Annotated in this window: 2 protein-coding genes and 1 pseudogene; 2 read left to right on the forward strand and 1 reads right to left on the reverse strand. The window is 68.3% G+C overall.

The genetic code is table 11. From position 1 onward, the window contains the following. The coding region (locus NLX86_RS34180) for a primase-like DNA-binding domain-containing protein (RefSeq protein ID WP_254375716.1) at positions 1-396 on the forward strand (396 nt) is incomplete at its 5' end. Beyond that, a complete protein-coding gene (locus NLX86_RS34185; protein ID WP_254375717.1) occupies positions 393-794 on the forward strand; it encodes a DUF6009 family protein in 402 nt (133 codons plus the stop codon). The genes NLX86_RS34180 and NLX86_RS34185, both read left to right, overlap by 4 nt. 23 nt (positions 795-817) lie before the next feature. Here NLX86_RS34185 and NLX86_RS34190 read toward each other — a convergent pair. After that, a pseudogene (locus tag NLX86_RS34190) lies at positions 818-1467 on the reverse strand (ISAzo13 family transposase); the annotation flags it as partial. Positions 1468-1537: the final 70 nt, after the last annotated feature.

Here is a 1537-nt window from a genome sequence, read left to right on the forward strand (position 1 = left end):
AACCTGGCCGACGTGCTTGTCACGGAAGAAGGCCCCGGTATCCTCAACTGGATGATCGACGGCGCCCGCCGCTACCTCCGCGGCGACAAGGACCTCACTGGTCCCGAACGCGTACGCATTGCCACCGTCGCCTACGCCGAAACCGAAGACCACACCGGCCGCTTCCTCGAAGAGTGCTGCGCCGTCAACCCGGACTACAGGTCGGAGCAGGCCCGCCTCTACGCCGCATACCGGGCCTGGTGCCAAAGTGAAGGCGCGTCGGCTGTCTCCTCCCGCGCTTTCGCCGCGCGGGCCCGTGAGCTGATCGGGCTGGCGTCGCCAAAGGAGATGATCCTGTCCAATTCGCGGAAGTACTATCCGGGCATCGGCCTGCTCGCCGACAAGGAGACCCCATGAGCTCCCTGATCACCGAGGACGAGATCAGCCACGAAGCCGACCTCGTGTGGCTCGAGGACATCACCGCCCTCGACTACGTGCGCCAGAGCCTGGACCGGCTGGCCACCCGCCGTGGCAAGCCCGCCTACCACCGCGCCGGACGCATGGTCGGCTACGCCCAGCTCGGCCAGATGGCCAAGCCGTCGAGGACCTCCGGCACCTTCCGGCGCCGAGTGTTCTGGCTGCTGCCCCACGACCGCGACACCGACCCCGGAGGCCTCTACGCCACCGGCGCCCCGGCCGAAGCCGTCGACCCCCGCACACTCGCCGCAGGCAGCAAGGGCCGTAAGACCGAATGCTCCGAAGGCGGCCCGCCCTCCTTGGCCATGCAGGAGCTGGGCATAACGCTCCCACTCTGACGTGGCTAAGGGTTTGCAGGTCATTAACACGTCGTCTTGATCTTGCTGTTGGGATCGCTGCTCTGGGCGAGGATCCGGGCCTGGAGGGGTGCGAGGGCAGCGGGTGGGGTGGTCGCGGGTGGGATGACGGTGCCGTGTGCCTCGAGCAGTCTCCTGATCTTCAGCAGGCCGTGCGGCTACTGCCGAAAAGCACGGCGAGGGGTTCCGCGGCCAGGGCCACTCGCAGGTGGAGGACTGTGGCCAGGACCTGATCGGGGAAGGCGAGCCGGGGCGGGCGGCCGCGCCGGCCATCACCGTCCGGGTCCAAACTCTGTGTGAGGTCCCTCAGCTGCTGCCGGGACATGCCAGTCAGCGTGGGGTCGGTCAGCAGGGCCTGGTCCCACTCCGGCGCCGGTGTCTGTGGGGCCCGGGCGACCGGGATGGCAGGGTTGGACTGGGGGTGCAGGGCGTAGTCCCAGTCGCCGTGGAAGGCATGCCGGGTCAGTGGCAGGGCTGCCATCTCCGCGTCACCGATCTGTACTCCGGTTGGGTAGGTGCTCGTGTCGAGTTCGGCGTGCACGCGCAGTCCGGTGCGGGTGGCGGTCGCGGCGATGGACTGGACGATGACTTCGTGGCTGGTCAGCGGGCGGCCTCGCCAGTTCATGGTGATGTGGGAGAAGAGCCGGTGGTGAAGTAGGCCCGAAGCGCGGTCTCGTCTTTCGATCGAGCCGTTTCTTCGGGCCTCTTCCCGCACCCGGCGTGCC

Source organism: Streptomyces sp. A3M-1-3 (genome assembly GCF_024213665.1).
Classification (GTDB): Bacteria; Actinomycetota; Actinomycetes; order Streptomycetales; family Streptomycetaceae; genus Streptomyces.